Genomic DNA, 2500 nt, shown 5'->3' with positions numbered 1-2500 from the left:
GGGTGACGGCGTGCCTTTTGCATAATGAGCCTACGAGTTACCGTTGCTAGCAAGGTTAAGTGATTAAGTCACGAATCCGTAGCGAAAGCGAGTCTGAATAGGGCGCTTTAGTTAGTAGTGGTAGACGCGAAACCGTGTGATCTACCCATGGGCAGGTTGAAGCTGTAGTAACATATAGTGGAGGACCGAACCGGTTGACGTTGAAAAGTCTTCGGATGACCTGTGGGTAGGGGTGAAAGGCCAATCAAACTCGGAAATAGCTCGTACTCCCCGAAATGCATTTAGGTGCAGCGTTGATTTATAGTTTTATAGAGGTAGAGCTACTGATTGGATGCGGGGGCTTCACCGCCTACCAATTCCTGACAAACTCCGAATGCTATAAAATGATAATCAGCAGTGAGGGCATGGGTGCTAAGGTCCATGTCCGAAAGGGAAAGAACCCAGACCATCAGCTAAGGTCCCAAAATATATGTTAAGTTGAAAAAACGAGGTTGAACTGCTTTGACAGCTAGGATGTTGGCTTGGAAGCAGCCATTCATTTAAAGAGTGCGTAACAGCTCACTAGTCGAGCGGTTCGGCATGGATAATAATCGGGCATAAACATATTACCGAAGCTATGGACTTGTAAAAGTGGTAGGGGAGCATTGTAGTGGCGTTGAAGGTGTGTTGTGAGACATGCTGGAGTAGCTACAAAAGAAAATGTAGGCATAAGTAACGATAATGCGGGCGAGAAACCCGCACTCCGAAAGACTAAGGTTTCCTCAGCTATGCTAATCAGCTGAGGGTTAGTCGGGACCTAACGCGAACCCGAAAGGGGTAGTGGATGGACAACAGGTTAATATTCCTGTACCTGCTCACACTAAAAGTGACGGAGGCGAATAGTTAGTGCGCACAGACGGAATTGTGCGTTGAAGAGAGTGGTAACACCTCGATAGTACACTAAGACTACGGTCGCGGTGATAATCTAGCGAATCGACTTCCAAGAAAAGCAAGTGAAGCAGCCCGTACCCTAAACCGACACAGGTAGTTGGGATGAGAATTCTAAGGAGCTCGAGAGATTCATGGCTAAGGAACTAGGCAAAATAGACCTGTAACTTCGGGAGAAAGGTCGCCATCCTTCGGGATGGCCGCAGTGAAAAGGTCCAGGCGACTGTTTATCAAAAACACAGGGCTATGCTAAATTGAAAGATGATGTATATGGCCTGACACCTGCCCGGTGCTGGAAGGTTAAGTGGAGTTGTTAGCTTCGGCGAAGCAATAAAATGAAGCCCCAGTAAACGGCGGCCGTAACTATAACGGTCCTAAGGTAGCGAAATTCCTTGTCGGGTAAGTTCCGACCTGCACGAATGGTGCAACGATCTGGACACTGTCTCAGCCATGAGCTCGGTGAAATTGTAGTATCGGTGAAGATGCCGATTACCCGCTGTGGGACGAAAAGACCCCGTGAACCTTTACTATAGCTTAGTATTGGCTTTGGATAAGTAATGTGTAGGATAGGTGGGAGACTTTGAAGCGGCGTCGCTAGGCGTTGTGGAGTCATTGTTGAAATACCACCCTTTGCTTGTCTAGAGTCTAACCCACAATGTGGGGACAGTGCTTGGTGGGTAGTTTGACTGGGGTGGTCGCCTCCAAAAGAGTAACGGAGGCTTCTAAAGGTACCCTCAGCACGCTTGGTAACCGTGCGTAGAGTGCAATGGCATAAGGGTGCTTGACTGAGAGACCTACAAGTCGATCAGGTTGGAAACAAGAGCATAGTGATCCGGTGGTTCCGCATGGAAGGGCCATCGCTCAAAGGATAAAAGGTACTCCGGGGATAACAGGCTGATCTCCCCCAAGAGCTCATATCGACGGGGGGGTTTGGCACCTCGATGTCGGCTCGTCACATCCTGGGGCTGGAGAAGGTCCCAAGGGTTGGGCTGTTCGCCCATTAAAGTGGCACGCGAGCTGGGTTCAGAACGTCGTGAGACAGTTCGGTCTCTATCTACAGTGGGCGTTAGAAATTTGAGTGGATCTGACTCTAGTACGAGAGGACCGAGTTGGACTAACCTCTGGTGTATCTGTTGTTCCGCCAGGAGCATTGCAGAGTAGCTACGTTGGGAAGGGATAAGCGCTGAAAGCATATAAGCGCGAAACCCACCACAAGATGAGATTTCTTTAAAGGGTCGTGGGAGATGACCACGTTGATAGGCTATAGGTGTAAAGGCAGTAATGTCATAGCCAAGTAGTACTAATAACCCATAGACTTATTGTACGCCTGTTTTTTATAGAGTATAAATATTATTTTCATGAATCATTTTTTCAATATGTTATTATATACGGTAAAGTAGGTAAAACTACATACACCGAAAGATTTAAGGTGATTATAGCGATGGGGCTCACCTCTTACCATTCCGAACAGAGAAGTTAAGCCCATTTGCGCCGATGGTACTGCATTGTGGGAGAGTAGGTCGTCGCCTTTTTTGAAAACCCTTCATAGAAATATGAAGGGTTTTTTTGTTTT

General features: G+C 47.4%; 2 rRNA genes (1 of these 2 cut by a window edge). Both read left to right on the top strand.

The features are described 5' to 3' along the window. Positions 1-2251: ribosomal RNA gene (locus tag LY08_RS10830) — 23S ribosomal RNA — on the top strand (it extends 570 nt beyond the left edge of the window). 101 nt (positions 2252-2352) lie between these two features. Continuing rightward, positions 2353-2459: ribosomal RNA gene (gene rrf, locus LY08_RS10825) — 5S ribosomal RNA — on the top strand. The last annotated feature ends 41 nt before the right edge of the window (positions 2460-2500 follow it).

Origin of the sequence: Olleya aquimaris, assembly GCF_003259525.1 — a bacterium.
GTDB classification, from domain to species: Bacteria; Bacteroidota; Bacteroidia; order Flavobacteriales; family Flavobacteriaceae; genus Olleya; species Olleya aquimaris.
This window is presented reverse-complemented; position numbering and strand designations above follow the sequence as displayed.